At 73.0% G+C, this 14,818-nt stretch carries 15 protein-coding genes; 4 read left to right on the top strand and 11 right to left on the bottom strand.

What is annotated here, in order from left to right:
* Positions 1-5: 5 nt before the first annotated feature.
* Entirely contained in the window at positions 6-899 is an 894-nt protein-coding gene (locus tag O7634_RS08505; protein WP_278149586.1) for a transketolase, read from the top strand.
* Here O7634_RS08505 and O7634_RS08510 read toward each other — a convergent pair.
* Positions 885-1,592 carry a glycosyltransferase family 2 protein gene (locus tag O7634_RS08510; RefSeq protein ID WP_278149587.1) on the bottom strand — a complete coding sequence of 236 codons (708 nt, stop codon included), beginning with the start codon at positions 1,590-1,592 and terminating at the stop codon, positions 885-887. The genes O7634_RS08505 and O7634_RS08510 overlap by 15 nt on opposite strands.
* Positions 1,593-1,715: 123 nt before the next feature.
* On the opposite strand from O7634_RS08510, the gene O7634_RS08515 reads away from it, so the two are divergent.
* The gene (locus tag O7634_RS08515) at positions 1,716-3,893 is read left to right on the top strand and encodes a glycosyltransferase family 39 protein (RefSeq protein WP_278149588.1); all 2,178 of its coding nucleotides are present in this window, start codon (positions 1,716-1,718) and stop codon (positions 3,891-3,893) included.
* 45 nt (positions 3,894-3,938) lie between these two features.
* On the opposite strand, the gene O7634_RS08520 is transcribed toward O7634_RS08515, so the two are convergent.
* From O7634_RS08520 to O7634_RS08550, 7 genes are all read right to left on the bottom strand, one after another.
* Entirely contained in the window at positions 3,939-4,538 is a 600-nt protein-coding gene (locus tag O7634_RS08520; protein WP_278149589.1) for a hypothetical protein, read from the bottom strand.
* 57 nt (positions 4,539-4,595) lie between these two features.
* Positions 4,596-6,062: a HAMP domain-containing sensor histidine kinase gene (locus O7634_RS08525; RefSeq protein WP_278149590.1), complete on the bottom strand. Its 1,467-nt coding sequence runs from the start codon at positions 6,060-6,062 to the stop codon at positions 4,596-4,598.
* On the bottom strand, positions 6,055-6,747 hold the full coding sequence (locus O7634_RS08530; protein WP_278149591.1) for a response regulator transcription factor: 693 nt from the start codon (positions 6,745-6,747) through the stop codon (positions 6,055-6,057). Before O7634_RS08530 ends, O7634_RS08525 begins: the two co-directional genes overlap by 8 nt.
* Before the next feature lie 78 nt (positions 6,748-6,825).
* Complete coding sequence (locus O7634_RS08535; RefSeq protein WP_278149592.1) at positions 6,826-7,338, bottom strand: hypothetical protein; 513 nt, start codon at positions 7,336-7,338, stop codon at positions 6,826-6,828.
* 121 nt (positions 7,339-7,459) lie between these two features.
* Positions 7,460-8,065, bottom strand: a complete 606-nt coding sequence (locus O7634_RS08540) for a glycoside hydrolase domain-containing protein (RefSeq protein ID WP_278149593.1) — start codon at positions 8,063-8,065, stop codon at positions 7,460-7,462.
* A gap of 107 nt (positions 8,066-8,172) precedes the next feature.
* Positions 8,173-9,174, bottom strand: a complete 1,002-nt coding sequence (locus tag O7634_RS08545; protein ID WP_278149594.1) for an aminoglycoside phosphotransferase family protein — start codon at positions 9,172-9,174, stop codon at positions 8,173-8,175.
* A gap of 59 nt (positions 9,175-9,233) precedes the next feature.
* Complete coding sequence (locus tag O7634_RS08550) at positions 9,234-10,406, bottom strand: acetyl-CoA C-acyltransferase (RefSeq protein ID WP_278149595.1); 1,173 nt, start codon at positions 10,404-10,406, stop codon at positions 9,234-9,236.
* A gap of 98 nt (positions 10,407-10,504) precedes the next feature.
* On the opposite strand from O7634_RS08550, the gene O7634_RS08555 reads away from it, so the two are divergent.
* A complete protein-coding gene (locus O7634_RS08555; protein ID WP_278149596.1) occupies positions 10,505-10,933 on the top strand; it encodes a PH domain-containing protein in 429 nt (142 codons plus the stop codon).
* Between the two features lie 61 nt (positions 10,934-10,994).
* On the opposite strand, the gene O7634_RS08560 is transcribed toward O7634_RS08555, so the two are convergent.
* On the bottom strand, positions 10,995-11,906 hold the full coding sequence (locus O7634_RS08560; protein WP_278149597.1) for a rhomboid family intramembrane serine protease: 912 nt from the start codon (positions 11,904-11,906) through the stop codon (positions 10,995-10,997).
* 100 nt (positions 11,907-12,006) lie between these two features.
* Positions 12,007-12,537, bottom strand: a complete 531-nt coding sequence (locus O7634_RS08565) for a peptidylprolyl isomerase (RefSeq protein WP_278149598.1) — start codon at positions 12,535-12,537, stop codon at positions 12,007-12,009.
* 84 nt (positions 12,538-12,621) lie between these two features.
* Here O7634_RS08565 and O7634_RS08570 point away from each other — a divergent pair, with 84 nt between their 5' ends.
* Entirely contained in the window at positions 12,622-13,416 is a 795-nt protein-coding gene (locus O7634_RS08570) for a hypothetical protein (protein ID WP_278149599.1), read from the top strand.
* 114 nt (positions 13,417-13,530) lie between these two features.
* Here O7634_RS08570 and corA read toward each other — a convergent pair whose 3' ends face one another.
* Positions 13,531-14,679: a magnesium/cobalt transporter CorA gene (corA, locus tag O7634_RS08575; protein ID WP_278149600.1), complete on the bottom strand. Its 1,149-nt coding sequence runs from the start codon at positions 14,677-14,679 to the stop codon at positions 13,531-13,533.
* Between the last annotated feature and the right edge of the window lie 139 nt (positions 14,680-14,818).

A 14,818-nucleotide genomic window follows, 5' to 3' on the forward strand; every position in this document is an offset into this window, starting at 1 on the left:
CCGAGATGCGTACCACCTTCATCGACACCACCACAGCGCTTCTCGACGAGGACCCGCGTACCGCCCTCGTGCTGGCCGACATCTCGGCGAGCCAGTTCGCCCAGGCGGCGCACCGGCACCCGGACCGGGTGCTCAACGTCGGCATCCGGGAGCAACTGATGATCGGGGTCGCCGGCGGACTCGCCCTGACCGGCCTGCGCCCGATCGCGCACTCGTACGCGACGTTCCTCGTGGACCGGGCGTACGAGCAGATCAAGTTGGATCTGGACCACCAGGGCGTCGGCGCGGTCCTGGTCAGCGTCGGCGCGTCGTACGACGGGTCGGCGGAGGGCCGCACCCACCAGTCGCCGGGGGACGTGGCGCTCTTCGACTCGCTCGGCGACGGCTGGACGGTGCGGGCGCCCGGACACCCGGACGAGGTCCCCGCGCTGCTCCGCGACGCGGTGCGCACCGACGAGCCGGTCTACCTGCGGCTCACCGAGCAGCGGAACCGGGTGGCCCATCCGGACGCCGACCGGTTACTGGTGCTCCGGCGGGGTGGCACGAACGCGCCGCTGGTGGTGGCGGTCGGGCCGATGCTCGACCCCACGCTGGCGGCGACCGAGGGGATGGACGTGACGGTCGCGTACACCCACACCCCGAGGCCGTTCGACACCGCCGGTCTGCGGGCGCTCACCGGTACCGACGTGGTGCTCGTCGAGCCGTACCTGGCGGGAACGTCGAGCGCTGTCGTCAGCCGGGCGCTGGCGGACCGGCCGCACCGGCTGCTCGCGCTCGGGGTGGGTCAGACCGACCTGCGCCGGTACGGCTCCCCGGCCGACCACACCCGGTGGCACGGTCTGGACGCCGACGGTCTACGCCGGTCGATCGGCGCGTTCCTGGGGTCAGTTGGCGGCTGAGGCGGCGGGACGGCGGCGGGCGCGCTCGCGACCGAGGATCCAGATCGCCTCGACGCCGTCCTTCCAGGTGATCTTCTTGCCCTCTTCCCGGCCCCGCGCCCGGTAGCTGATCGGCACCTCGTACGGGCGGATGCGGCGGCGCAGCAGCTTGCCGGTCACCTCGGCCTCCATGCCGAACCCGCGGGACCGGACCTGGAGCGACCGGTACAGCTCCACCGGCATCAGCTTGAAGCAGGTCTCCAGGTCGCCGATGTACGAGTTGAACAGCACGTTGGCCGCCATCGTGACGCCCTTGTTGCCCATCACGTACCAGAAGCTGTAGGCGCTGTGGCTGCCGAAGGTGCGATTGCCGTAGACGACAGTGGCCCGCCCGTCGAGCACCGGGTCGAGCAGCTTGGGGATGTCCTGCGGGTCGTACTCGAGGTCGGCGTCGAGAATGACCATGTAGTCGCCCTCGGCGCTGTCGACGGCCGTCTTGATGGCGGCGCCCTTGCCGGCGTTGCGCTGGTGGGTGATGACCCGCAGTCGCGCGTCGTCGGCACGGCCGAGGATCTCACCGGTGCCGTCCCGGCTGCCGTCGTCGACGACGACCAGCTCGACCTCACACGGGTAGTCCACCGCGAGGGCCTGCTTCAGGGCATCCGCGATGCGTTCTTCCTCGTTGTAGACCGGCATGAGGATCGAGAGCTTCACGGGAATCTCCACGGTGGCGGCAACACGTCGGCCATAGCCTAACCTGGTTGGTTTGTCTGTCGGGTACCGCCACCACGGGGCAGCCGGCGCGGCGACCTCAGACAGATGGTGTTTACTTCCGCCATGTCGGCTGCCGGCCCCCTGCTCGTGGCGCTTCCCGTCGTCGCGGTGCTCCTACTCACCGTCGCGACGAGACCCCGTTCGGCTGACCCGGTGGCACCGCTGCGGCTCGCCGTGGTACGCGCCGTCCTACTCGGCGGGGCGTACGCGGTGCTCGTCGTCGAGGTGCTCGGCGCGGCGCGCGCGCTGACCCGGCCGGCCTTCGCCGTCGCCTGGCTGCTCCTCCTGGTCGCCGCCGGGACGGCCGCCGTGCTGCGGCGGCGGTCGGCGCTGCCGGCGCGACCGTCGGCCACCGCACCCCGACCCGTGCCGGTCGGCGCCGCGCTCTCCGGCGGCGGCGGCCGGACCCCCGCCCCGGTCCTCGACGGCGGTCAGCCCGGCCCCGCGCCGACCCGGGCGGGCGCGCTCGCCGTGGCCCTCGACGCCTGGCGTACGGCGGGACGGGGCGAGCGGCTCCTCGCCGGCACCGTCGCCGGGCTGGTGCTGGTGGAGCTGCTCGTCGCGCTGCTGGCAGAGCCGAACAACTTCGACTCGCAGACGTACCACCTGCCGAAGGTGGAGCACTGGGTCGCCCAGGGTGACCTGGACTTCTGGCCGACCGCCATCCACCGGCAGGTGACCATCCCGCCCGGCGCCGAGTACCTGCTGCTGCACCTGCGCCTGTTCACCGGCGGGGACCACCTGCACAACCTGGTGCAGTGGGCGGCGGGGGTGGTGTGCCTGCTGGTGGCCGCCCGGATCACCGCGCAGCTCGGCGGCGGCCGGCGGGCCCAACTGCTCACCGCGTTCCTGCTGGCGACCACGCCGATGGTGGTGCTCCAGGCGACCAGCACGCAGACCGACCTGGTCTGCGCGGCGTGGGTGGGCTGCGCGGCGACCCTCGTGCTGGACGGGCTGCGTCGACCGACCGGGTGGGGCACCGTGCTCGGTCTCGGCGCGGCCACCGGTCTGACGGCGGTGACCAAGACCAGCGGCCTGATCGCTGTCGGCCCGCTGCTGGTGCTCTGGGGGGTGGCGCAGCTCCGGCTGGCGCTGACCGCGCGCCCCACGCCGGGCCGACCCACCGACGACGCTGACGAGGATCGGCGGTCGGGGCCGGTCGGCGGGCTGGCCCGGACGGTCGCCGGCTCGGTGCTGATCCTGCTGGTGGCGGCGGTGGTGGTCGGCCCGTTCCTGGCCCGGGTGACAGCCGATTTCGGGCATCCGCTGGGGCCGCCCCGGCTGCGCGAGTCCATCCCGATGGAACGGCACGACCCCGCCTCGATAGTGGTCAACGCGCTGCGGATCGGGCACACCGCGTTCGACACGCCGCTGGAACCGCTGCGCCGGGCGGGCGCGGAGGCGATCATCAGCGGCGCCGACGCGATCGGGGTCGACCCGCAGGACCGGGCGATCACCTTCGGCCGGGAACTGTTCCCCGAGCCCGCCTGGTATCCGGACGAGGACCGGGTGGCGTTCCCACTGACCGGCGCGCTGGCGGTGGTCGGCCTGGTGTTCGCGCTCGCCCGCCCCCGGCAGGTCGAGCCCGACCGGGCCGGGTCGCTGCGGGCGTACGCCGGTGTGGTGCTCGTCGCCGTGCTGCTGCACACCGCGATGATCAAGTGGCAGCCGTGGGGCAACCGCCTGCTGCTCTACGCGGTGGTGCTCGCCGTGCCACTGGCCGGACTCTGGCTGGACGCGTTGTTCCGCCGTCGAGCCGGCGACGCCGCTCGGGGACGCCGGTCGGTGGCCACCCTGACGGCCGTCGCCGTGCTGGCCGGCTCGGCGCTGGCCGGGGTGCTCGCGCTGTCGTACGGCTTCCCGCGTCGGCTGGTCGGCACCGGCTCGGTCTTCACCACAGCGGACTGGGACACCCGGTTCCTGCGCCGCCCGCAGTGGGCGGACGAGTTCCGCTGGGCCGCGGCGGCGGTCCAGGCCAGCGGCGCGCGACGGATCGGGCTGGTGCAGCAGAACGACAACTGGGAGTACCCGTGGTGGCTGCTGCTGCGGCGGCCCGACGGCGGTTCACCGGACCTGGTGGCGCTCCAGTCGGTGCTGCCGGAACGGCCACCGGCCGACCCGTCGTCGGTGGACGCGATCGTCTGCACGGGCAGCAGGCCGGCGTGCGCCAAACTCGTGCCGGCCGGTTGGCGGTTGGAGTTCGACGGCTACGTCGGCTACGCGCTCCCGCCGGGACGCTGAGACCGACGGGAGCAGGGGCCCCGGTCTCCACCAGGGCCCCTCGCCTCACTTCGCGCGGGGGATGAGCACGAGCCGGGCGACGCCCTTGTCGCCGTCCTTCGCCCCGGCCACCCCGAGCGTCGTGCCGACCTTCACGTCGCTGGCCCGCACCGTGGCCCGCCGCTCGACCACCCGCAGGTCCTCGCCGAACGTCCAGGTCATGGTGAAGCCGTCGGTCGACTTGACGGTCATCGAATCGTCGTCGATGGCGGTCACCTCGCCGCGCTGCACGGCGACGGTCTGCGTACCGCCCTCCTTGGTCTGCACCACCGCCTCACCGTGCAGGGTGTTCTTCCGCAGCAGGACACGGGCCTGACGGCGCTTGCGCCACTCTTCGCCGCGCTTCTCCCCGGCCTTGTCCTTCGCGCTGGGTGAGCTGTCCGGCGTCGGAGTGGCCGGTGCGGCTACGGTCCGGACGTCCAGGTCGTCGGCGTCGAAGCCCATCGCGGTCAGCGCCTGACCCTCCACCCCGAGGGCGGCGGCGACCTCGACACCGACCTCCCGCGCGGGCTGGCTGGCCACCTCGGCCGCGCCGCAGCCGCTGACGCCGAGCGCGACAGCGGCGAGCAGAGCCGTGGTGCCGGTGACGAAACCCCAACGTGGCATGACTTTCCCTCTCCGTCAGTGGAGCCCTCAGCCTTCCCCGCGACGACGAGCGAAGCGTCAGGCCGATGTTCGGGTCAGGTAAGGATCACCGGGCAGCCGGACCGTGAAGGCGGCCCCGCCCTCCGGCGCGTGCCCCGCGACGATCTCCCCGCCCAGCCGGCGGACCAGTCCGGCGGCCAGCGCCAACCCCAGCCCGCTGCCCACCTTGCGGACGCCCCGGTAACGCTCGTGCAGCGCGCCGCGTTCGAAGGCCACCGCCAGGTCGTCGTCGGTGAAGCCGGGGCCGCCGTCCCGGACCTCCAGCACACCGCCGGCGGCCGGGTCCGCGCCGACCGGCCGGACCGCGAGCACCACCGGCGACCCCGGGGGTACGACCCGCAGCGCGTTCTCCAGCAGGCCGTCCAGCACCTGGCGGATCCTTCCCGGATCGGTGTACGCGGGCACCGGTCCACCCGGCGTCTCCAGGCGGAACGGCACGCCCACCGCCGCGCACCGGCCGGACCAGGTCGGCTCCGCGTCCACCGCCAGCCGGGCGAGATCGACCGACACCGGTTCCAGGGGGAAGTCGGCGGCCTCCAGCCGGGCCAGCGCCAGCAGGTCACCGATCAGCCGGTCCAGGTGTTGCGCTTCGGTGAGCATGGTCCGACCGGTGTCGGCGGTGTCGCCCGCGTCGAGCACTCCGTCGGCGAGCGCCTCGGCGTACCCCCGGATCGCGGTCAGCGGGGTCCGCAGCTCGTGCGAGACGGAGAGCAGGAACTCCCGCTGCCGGCCCTCGCTGGTGGCCAACGCGGCGGCCAGGCCGTTCAACGCCTCGGCCAGGTCGGCGACCTCGTCCGGCGGCTCGACGGGCACCCGGACGGCGCGGTCCCCGGCGCGCAGCCGGGCGGCGGCGGTGGCCGCGACGCGGATCGGCCGGGCCAGGCGACGGGCCAGCAGCAGGCCGGCCACCACCCCGGCGGTCAGCCCGGCCAGCAACGGCAACCAGAGACTGAGCAGGACCCGCGCCCAGAGCCCGTCCGCCACCGGACGGGAGAGCACCACGCCGTTGCCACCCGGCAGCGCCCGGCCCTCGACCACCGCGCGCCTGCCGTCGACGAGGCGATGGGCCGACACGTGACGACCCTGCCCGATCCGCTGCACGACCCGGGCTGGCAGGCCGGGACGGTCGACCCGCCCCCGCCGGATCAGGTACGCGTCGATGCCCTGGTCCCGCAGTTGCTGGATGAGCCGTTCCTCGTCGGCGCCGCGACCACGGTCCAGCCGGGTGCGCAGCACCTCGGCCGCGAGCCGGGCCTGGGCGGCGAGCGCGTCCTGGTCACGTCGCTCCGCCCCGCGGATCGCCAACGGCACCGCGACGATGGCGGTGACCAGCACCGACACCAGCGCCACCGTGCAGGTGACGAGCACCGCCCGGACGGTGAGCGTACGGCCGAAGCGGACACGTCGGGGCGCGGCCGGTTCGCCGGCGCCGACCACCGGCAGCGCCATGGTCGGCGACTCGACACGCGCGGGCGGGTCAGGCATCGACGGCGTACCCCACGCCCCGGTGGGTACGGATCACGCTCGTCGGGCCGAGCTTCGCCCGCACCTGGGCGACGTGCACGTCGACCGTCCGGGTCCCGGCGTGCGCCGCGTAACCCCAGACCCCGGCCAGCAACTCCTCCCTGGTGAAGACCCGGCCGGGCCGGGCCATCAGGTGGGCCAGCAGGTCGAACTCGGTGGAGGTGAGGTGCACCGGCGTACCCGCCGCGGTGACCGTGCGCCGGGCCGGGTCGAGGGTCACGGCGCCGACGACCCGGGGCCGGTCCGCGCCCTCCGGGCCACCGGCGCTACGACGCAGCACCGCGCGCACCCGGGCGACCAGCTCGCGTGGACTGAACGGCTTGGTGACGTAGTCGTCGGCGCCCAACTCCAGGCCGACGATCCGGTCCACCTCGTCGTCACGGGCGGTGAGGAAGATGACCGGAGTCCAGTCACCCGCATCGCGTAGCTGACGGCAGATCTCGGTGCCGGGCAGGCCCGGCAGCGAGATGTCCAGCACGCAGGCCACGGGTCGCAGCCGCCGGGCCGCGCTCAGGCCGCCGGTTCCGTCGCGTTCCAGGTGGACGCCGAAACCGTCGCGGACGAGATAGAGGCGGACCAGGTCGGCGATGGCCGGCTCGTCCTCGACGACGAGAACGAGCCCGCGATGCGGTGGTTCGGCGGTCACCGGACCATGATTGCCGACCGGCGGGTCGGACGCGATCGGTGCGTGTTCGAGTTCGGTAAGGGTGCTACCGGGTGGGCGTCAGCTCACCACGGCGGAATGGAGGACGCCGGCCGGCACGGCGGCGGGCGCGTCACCGATGGTGGCGACCACCCGCTCCCGGGGTGTGCGGAGCCGGGTCCGGAAGGCGTGGTTCAGCAACGCGTCGAGCTGCCACACCCGCTTCGGGTGGGTGGTGCGGATCAGGAACCGCTCGCGGATGCCGTCGATCGCGGTGGCGGCCAGCTCGACCGAGTGCAGGCGCGGGTCCGGGCTCCAGGTCACGTTGCTCAGCTCGCGCAGCTCGGTGTTGAGGTGCAGCCGCAGCCGGTGCAGCAGCCGGGTCTGCTGGGTCACCACCAGTCGGCGGTGCGTCAGCAGCAGCAGGTAGTCGCCGGTGACCGGGCGGTCGGGGCGGCTGCACCGGGTGACCAGGATGGTGGCGTCACCGGAGCCGACACAGCGTCGGAAGACCGGCATGTGCCGGCTCACCGTCTGCACGGCCAGGCCGGCCTCGGCGGCGGCCGGGAGGAACGTTCGGGAGAAGACGTCCATGACATGCCCAACGACCTCCCACCGGGAGTGACGTGGCTCACGGCACAACTTCTGGAAGTTCCACGTGCCGGGTCGCACCGGCTGTCCGACATCGCGCCGACCGACGGCCCGGGAGCAGCCCTCAGCGGGTCGGCGGACGCACCGAGGGCCGGTCCACGCGCGGCGTCGTGCCGATCGCCCCGGGGCTCGCCCAATCGGGAGGGGCATGGCGGGGCTGCCGAAGGTCGAGGTAGTTGCTGTCGATGTTGATCCGCACCCCGCCCCAGGTCTCGTGGTGGTCGCCCCGGAACTGCTTCATCCACGCGCCGGGCGACCAGTAGGAGGCCGGCAGGGCAGCGTCCGACACCGTCTGGACGCCGTCCCAGCGGGCAAAGTCGATCATGTCGGGTCGGGCGTGACCCGGCCGCTCGTACGCCGCCACCTGGTCGGCCAGCCCGGCGGAGGTGACCGAGGTGTAGAGACCGGCGAAGAATTTGTGCTCGTGCAGCCGGGTGGTCCAGGCGCTCACGAAGGAGTTGACCGCCTCGATGCAGGCGGCGTTCCCCGCCGGGTAGTGCTCCATGTCGAGCGTGATCGTGCTGCCCAACCAGAGGCCGAGCGCGCGGGCGTTGCCGGCCGCGTCGTCCGCCGCCTCCCTACCCTGCGCCGCCGCACGACTCGGATCGATCCTCCGCTGGTACGTCGAGCACGGCGCCTGCAGCCCGACGTAGAGCGGGACGGGCGGCACGATGACTGCTGGTCACAGGAACCCGATCTGCTGTGGACGGCACGGGGTCGGCGTCAAGATCCTGCCCGCCCGACCCGCACCTGTCCATCCCCGCGCCGGCCACGATCTCACGCCGGCTCGGAACCCAGCAGCTCCGCCAACCAGCCCGGCACGGCGTCGACGAACTCCCCACGGGCCGGGTCGGCCGTGTCCAGGGCGCGACGCCAGGACAGCGACCGGCTCACCGGGCCCAGGCTGATCGCGAGATCGGCGGCCGCCACCAGCGTCCGGCGGTCGTACCTATCGGTCCACGCCTCCAGGTAGGCGTCGCGCAACCGCGCGAGTCGGGCGTCGTCGGCCGCCAGCCGCCTGTCGTGCCGGATCGCGCGCAGGGTCACCAGCAGGGTGCCGAACGGGTGCGCCACCGAGGCGTCGCCCCAGTCGAAGTAGCGGTACCCGTACACGCCCGCGAACACGTTGCCGTCGTGCAGGTCGTCGTGCTGCACGGTGGCCGGGATGCCGAGGTCGGCGAGCCGCCGGCACCGCTCGGCGTACGACGGCGCCGCCGCCCGCAGCCGCTCGTACACCTCCGGGCTGAGCCCGCCCTCGGCGCCGATCAGCAGCGACCGGCGATCGTCGAGCAGCTCCACGAGGAGCCCGGCCAGCACCTCGGGACGGTGGTCCGGCACGCCCCTGGCGACCAGCTCGTCGGCCCGCCGGGCGCTGGCCAGTTGCAGCGCCGCGTACCCGGGCAGCGCCCGCTCCCAGTGCGTCAGGTCGCTGTCCCGCCCCAGCACGTCACGCAGCGACTCGCCGCCGTCGGGAAGCAACGACCAGCCCTGGGCCGGGTCCACGGCGATCGGTGTGAGCACCCGATCCGGCGCCACCTCGGCGAGCGTCGCGATCAGCACCGCCTCGTGCGTCGTGCCCGGATTGTTCGCCTTGAACCAGACCGGCCCGTCGTCGGTGGGCACCCGCCAGACCAGCGACCAGGGACGGACCCGGGACTCCACCTGCCCGACCACCCGGCGGCCGGCCTGGCTCACCTGGGCGTCCACCCAGGAACGGGCGCGCACCTGCCACTGCTCGCTGGACCAGTCGAAGGTGCGCTCGCCGGCGATCGTCGTCACGCTCGGCACCCTAGGTGGCCCGGCCGGAGCGGGCGAGGCGTTTTCCCCGACCGCGGCCGTCAGACCAGCTCGACGATGGTGGCGTTGGCCATGCCGCCGCCCTCGCACATCGTCTGGAGGCCGTAGCGGAGACCGTTGTCCCGCATGTGCTGGAGCATGGTGGTCATGATCCGGGCACCGGAGCCACCGAGCGGGTGACCGAGGGCGATCGCGCCACCCCGCGGGTTGAGCCGCTCCGGGTCCGCCTCCGTCTCCGCCAACCAGGCCAGCGGCACCGGGGCGAACGCCTCGTTCACCTCGTACACCCCGATCTCCTCGATGCCCAGCCCCGCGCGGCGCAGCGCCTTCGCGGTGGCCGGGATGGGCGCGGTGAGCATGGTGACCGGGTCGTCGGCGGCGACCACAGCGGTGTGGATGCGGGCGAGCGGGCGCAGGCCGTGCCGACTGGCCCACTCGGAGGTGGTCACCGCGAGGGCCGCCGCGCCGTCGGAGATCTGGGACGCGGAGCCGGCGGTCACCACGCCGTCGGCCCGGAACGGGGTCGCCAGCTCACCGAGCTTGTCGAGCGAGGTGTCCCGTCGGATGCCCTCGTCGGCGGCGAACTTGCCGCCGTCGCCGAGCGGCACCGCCGTCACCTCCGGGTCGAACGCCCCGGCGTCCTGCGCGGCGGCGGCCTTCTCGTGGCTGGCCAGCGCGAACTCGTCGAGTTGGGTACGGGAGAGACGCCAGCGCTCGGCGATCAGCTCGGCGCCGACCCCCTGGTTGAACGGCAGCGGCGCGTCCTCGGCGAAGCCCTCGACGCCCCGGTAACGGGCGCGCAGTTGGTCGCTGAAGGGCATGCCGTCGGCCACACTGGAGCCCATCGGCACCCGGGTCATCGACTCCACCCCACCGGCGACCACCAGGTCGGCCTGGCCGGAGAGCACCGTCGCGGCGGCGAAGTGCAGCGCCTGCTGGCTGGAGCCGCACTGCCGGTCGAGTGTCGTGCCGGGCACGCTCTCGGGCCAGCCGGCGGCGAGCACGGCGTTGCGGGCGATGTTCCACGACTGCTCGCCGACCTGCGACACGCAGCCCCAGAAGACGTCGTCGACCTGCGCCGGGTCCAGCCCGGTGCGCTCGGCGAGGGCGCGCAGCACGTGCGCCGAGAGGTCGACCGGGTGGACGCCCGCGAGGCTGCCCCTGCGCCGCCCGACCGGGGTCCGCACCGCGCCGACGATGACCGCGTCACTCATGTTTACTCCCCGGTAACTTGGGCTGCCCCCGATCCTACGTCGTCCATCGAGCGCCGTCCGCCCAGGCGGCACACGCGCACCGCTGGCATGCTGGGCGGGTGAACGAGATCTCCCCGACGCGGCAGTGGCGGGTGCCGGCGGGACTGCCGGCCGCGAAGCTGGCCGGCGGCGTCCTGCTCGTCGCGCTCGGGCTGCTGCTGGCCGACGGCGACCCGGTCCGCCTGGTGGTGGCCGCGCTGGCCGCCGCCGCGCTGGCCGGTTGGGCGGTACGCGACCTGGTCGCGCCGGTGCGACTCGAGGTGGACCCCGCCGGCCTGACCGTCATTCACGGATTCGCCGGCCGGCGTCGGCTGCCCTGGTCGGCGATCGAGGCGATCGCCGTCGACCGGCGGCCACGGTTGGGGCTGACCAGCGAGACCCTGGAGATCGACGCGGGCGACTCGCTGCACTTGTTCGGTAGGTACGACCTGGGCGTCAACCCGGACGAGGTGGCCAGCGTGTTGCAGGCCGCCCGCCCGAGCAGGTGACCTCTGCTCCCTGTCGACCTGCCCCGTTGGTGGGGCAGGTCGGACCGGCAAGTGGCACCGGTCAGCCAAGCAGGTAGGCGGTGCGGACCAGGACCAGCACGAGCAGGACCAGCAGGATGATCGCGCCACCGGCCGCCTGCACCAGCGTGCGTCGACCGCGCGGCGCGTAGGCGAGCACGAGCGCCATCAGCGCGCCGACGACCAGCCCACCGAGGTGCCCGGGGATCGAGATGCCCGGCACGGCCAGCGTGAACACCAGGTTGATCACCAGGATCGGGATGATCCGGGAGATGTCCCGGCCCAGCTTCCGCTCGATGATGATCAGCGCGGCGAAGAGGCCGAACACCGCCGTCGACGCGCCGACGGTGGCCGCTCTCGGGTCGCTGAACAGGTAGGCGGCCACGTTGCCGCCGAGACCCGCGATCAGGTAGAGCGCGGCGAAACGCACCCGCCCGAGGTTGGCCTCCAGCGACCGGCCGAGCACCCACAGCGCCCACATGTTGAGCAGCAGGTGAATGACGCCGTAGTGCAGGAACATGGCGGTGACGAGTCGGTACCACTGGCCCTCGGCGATCCCGCCGAATGTGAAATCGGAGAGGTAGGTCCGGCCGAGCACCGCACCCCACTCGGTGAGCGGCGTGCTGCCACCCATCAGGCCACCGAAGCCGGAGCCACCCACCGCCGCGTCCCCGCCCCGCGCGGAGGCGATGGAGAGCAGCAGGAGCAGCGCGTTAACGGCGATCAGCGCCTTGGTGACATAGCCGTGCCGGCCGGCCGTGCCGCCACCGAAGGCGGTACGGACCGGCCGGACACTGCGACGCCCCTCGTTGACGCACTCCGGGCACTGGTGCCCGACCGACGCCTCCCGCATGCAGTCCGGGCAGATCGGCCGGTCGCAGCGGGTGCAGCGGACGTAGGTCTCCCGGCCGGGGTGCCGGTAGCAGACCGGGGTGGTCGGCGGTGACTCACTCACCGGGCCGCCCCGCCGTCCGCCACCGCGCGATCCACCGGCATCGGCCGATGCGATGCTCCGGAGCGCTCAATCATGCGAGCAAAGGTACCTCGCCGGTCGCTCAGGAAGCAGACCGCTCGATCTCGACCCGCTCGATGACGACGTCCTGCAGCGGACGGTCGCTCGGGCCGGTCGGGGTGTTCGCGATCGAGTCCACGACCTTCACCGACTCCTCGTCGGCAACCTGGCCGAAGATGGTGTGCCGGTTGTTCAGGTGCGGCGTCGGGGACACGGTGATGAAGAACTGCGAACCGTTGGTGCCGGGTCCGGCGTTCGCCATCGCCAGCAGGTAGGGGCGGTCGAACCGCAGCTCCGGGTGGAACTCGTCGGCGAACTTGTAACCCGGCCCGCCCCGACCGGTGCCGGTCGGGTCGCCCATCTGGATCATGAACCCGCTGATCACGCGGTGCGAGATGGTGCCGTCGTAGTACGGACCACTGCCCGGCTGACCGGTGCGCGGGTCGGTGTACTCCCGGTTGCCCTCGGCCAGGTCGACGAAGTTACGGACGGTCTTCGGCGCGTGGTTGGGGAAGAGCTCCAGCCGGATCGGGCCAGCGTTGGTGTGCAGGGTGGCGTAGACAGCCTCGGCCACGGGTACTCCTCACTCGTTGGTCAGTTCCATGCGGATCCTCCCATGTGCCCGATCTGGCATCGCGGAGGCATCCGAAGGTGGAGGATGACGAAGGAACAACTCCCAGGAGGTAGGACCGTGTTTGGATTCGGGCGGCGGCAGTCCCAGGCGCAGCTGGCCAGGGCCGAGCTGAACCAGAGCATCAGCCACCTGATGCAGGCAGCCAACCACGCCGCGAAGGGCGCCAACGCGACGGTGGGCCCACGGGTCCGGGTGGCCCGGAGTTACGTCGCGCCGACCGCGGCGAGGGTTCGTGACCACGCGTCGACCGGCTGGGGGACGACTCTCACCACGCTGGCACCGCTGGCGGCGGCGGCCCGTGACGGCGCCGCGCAGGCCGGGCCGCTGACCAGGAAGGCCAAGTCGAAGACCATGCGGATCACTGGTAGGAAGAAGCAGCCGCGTCGTCGCGGCTCGATGATGACCGGCCTGCTGGCGGCTGGCGCCGTCGCCGGCCTGGCCGGCGCTGTCGCGCTGCGCCGCCGTCGCGAGCAGCAGGAGTGGGCCGAGTACGACCCGACCCGCACCCTCGATCCGATGCGCGACGAGATCGACTCGATCGAGGTCCGCACGCCGTCCGCCACCAAGGGCACCGACGGGTCGGCCATGACCGGCGCGGCGGGGATGACCGGCGCGGCGGGGATGACCGGCGCGGGCAGCTCGGCGGTGGCCGGCGGCAGCAGCGCCAGCACCACCGGCCCGGCCAAGCAGAGCGCCGTCCGCCCCACCGACAAGGTCCCGTCGGTCGCCGAGGGCGCCACCGACGTCTCCGGTCGGCCGACCGACGATCTCACCAAGGCGCTGGGCAAGGACACGGCCCGCACCAACGGCCGCCGCTGAGGTCAACGGCCGCGCTTCGAGCGCCGGCACGCGGGGAAGGCTCCCGCGTGCCGGCGCTCGCGCACGGGTGGCGTGCGGCCGGTCCACGCCGTGTCGGAGCGCCGGCCCGCGCGGTCAGAGCCAGCCGTTGCGGCGGAACCAGCGATAGAGCGCCAGCGAGACGCCGAGCATGAGCGCCAGGACCACCGGATAGCCGTACGTCATCTTCAGCTCGGGCATGTTGTCGAAGTTCATCCCATAGATGCCGGCGATGGCCGTCCATACCGCGGCGATTCCGGCCCAGGCGGCGATCTTGCGCATGTCGTTGTTCTGGTCGACGGTGACCTGGGCCAACCGCGCCTGGAGGATCGAGTTGAGCAGGTCGTCGTAGGAGTTCACCTGCTCCACGGTGCGGCTCAGGTGGTCCTGCACGTCGCGGAAGTACTTGCGAATCTCCTTGGGTACGTCCCGGTTGACCTGCGAGGTCAGCGTGATCATCGGCCGCTGCAGCGGCACCACCGCGCGCTTGAACTCGACCAGCTCCCGCTTCATCTGGTAAATCCGCTGGATCCGACCGTGGCCGTTGCGGTCGAAGACCTCGGCCTCCAGCACGTCCAGGTCGTCCTCGATCTGGTCGGCCACCTCGAGGTAGAGGTCGACCACCCGGTCGGTCACCCCGTACGCCACCGCCCACGGGCCGTGCAGCAGCAGCTCCTGCTTGGTCTCCAGGTCGGCCCGGATCGGCGCGAGCCGACAGGCGTCCCCGTGCCGGACGCTGATCACGAAGTTCGGGCCGATGAAGAGCATCACCTGCCCGGTCTCCACGACCTCGGAGTTCTCGGTCAGCTCGGTGTGCTCGCAGTAGCGGGCGGTGCGCAGCACCAGGAAGACGACATCACCGAACCGCTCCAGCTTGGGGCGCTGCTCGGCCTTGACCGCGTCCTCCACGGCCAGCTCGTGCAGACCGTAGGTCTCCGCGATCGCGGTCATCTCCGCCAGCTCCGGCTGGTGCAGGCCGAGCCAGACGAAGCCGTGCTCCTCGCGGCGGGCCGCGGTCAGCGCGTCCGCGTACGTCCAGTCGCCGGGCTGCCGCTCGCCGTCGACGTACAGCGCGCAGTCGACCACAGCGCTGCGGCCGGGGCCGGTCGGGGCCGGGACGGGCGGCGAGCCGTCGGCGTTGAGGATCCGGGTCATCGCCCGGACCGGGGAGGGCCACGCCCGGGGTCGCAGCACCCGACCTGTGGTCGACGGCGCCGTCCGGCCCCGCTCTGTCCGATCCGTCATCGCGTCACCTCCCGCGCTCAGCCGCGGCTTGCAGGCTACGCCGACTGTTGTCGAGGACCGGTGTGACGGCCGTCGCGTGGGGCGGCGCCGGGCGGGCCGGGCCGCATTGGGGGGTGCGGGGACGACACGGCCCACCCGG

It is taken from the genome of Micromonospora sp. WMMD1120, from assembly GCF_029626235.1.
Classification (GTDB): domain Bacteria; phylum Actinomycetota; class Actinomycetes; order Mycobacteriales; family Micromonosporaceae; genus Micromonospora.